This is a genomic window from Capnocytophaga canis (assembly GCF_000827555.1).
GTDB lineage: Bacteria > Bacteroidota > Bacteroidia > Flavobacteriales > Flavobacteriaceae > Capnocytophaga > Capnocytophaga canis.
On sequence record NZ_CDOI01000062.1, the window covers coordinates 1 to 1,196 of the forward strand.

1 protein-coding gene is annotated in these 1,196 nt (G+C 35.9%); it reads left to right on the top strand.

Annotation, left to right across the window (positions count from 1 at the left end; genetic code table 11):
* Positions 1-949, top strand: a 949-nt coding sequence (locus CCAND38_RS02130; protein ID WP_042343492.1) for an Ig-like domain-containing protein, incomplete at its 5' end; no start/stop codon positions are given.
* Positions 950-1,196: the final 247 nt, after the last annotated feature.

Here is a 1,196-nt window from a genome sequence, read left to right on the forward strand (position 1 = left end):
ACTAAACATAGGGGACGCTTCTTTAAACGTAACTTCAATAAATCTACCGAGTGGTTTTAGTACAGATGTTACTTCATTCTCGGTAGCTCCTGATAGCTCACGTGAGGTTAGAGTTTCATTTTCAAAAAATAATCCAGGTACGTATTCTGGGGATATTATGGTAAATTCTAATGCAGCGAACGGTAGTGCTAAGATTGCTGTTTCTGCACAAGTGGAAGAAGAACAACAAAAAACAGAAGCAAGAATTTCCTTGTCAGGAAACTTGAACTTTGGAACGTTGAAAGTAGGCGAACAGAGTTCACGTACGCTAAAAGTTCACAACACCGGCGATGCTACCTTGGAAGTTACGTCTATTAGTTTACCAAATGGTTTTAGTGCCAACTCAACATCGTTTTCGGTAGCACCAAATGGTTCACGTGATGTTCAAATATCATTTTATTCAAACAACGCGGGTACATATTCAGGGAATATAACTGTTAATTCGAATGCTATAAGCGGTAGTAATCGTATGGCAGTGTCTGTTGAGGTTGAAAGAGAGCGACAACAGCAACCACAACCGACAACTAATGTAAGAGTAAACCCAGAAATAGGGACATACACACCTGAAATTTATCAAACCGATCGTTGTCACTTCTATAAAGCAGGACTTTCTGTTGTGTTGGGCAGAGTGAAATCATATAATTCGAACACGAATACGGTAGTATTCTCAATCAAAAAATCTAATGGAACGGCTTTTGGTCAAAAAGCAGAGGTTTTTGTGAAAGATTACCTATGTTCATACAATCCATTAAGCAGAGTCAATGCAGCTGGAAAAACGGAAGTGGATATGTCAGTAAGATTAAATTCAAGAACAGGTACACACACTTTTTACGTAACCGTAACAAGTATCGATGGTAACGGCAATACACACGCTTATTATTCATCACCAATAATAATTACATTTAGATAATAAGTTAGTAGCACTTACAGGCAATTTAAATAATCAAAACTTTGCCAAAGTTTGAAACTTTGGCAAAGTTAATCAGTAGCACTGACAGACCCAAAAAGTCAAGATGATTTCAATGATAAATTTTATATAAATAATTAAAAATAAATTACTTATGAAACAAATTTGGTAGTGTTTCCCAAAGTATGATACTCAAATCCACCCAAAATTGATGTAGAAAAACACAATTTCAAAGGCTTTTATATGGTTT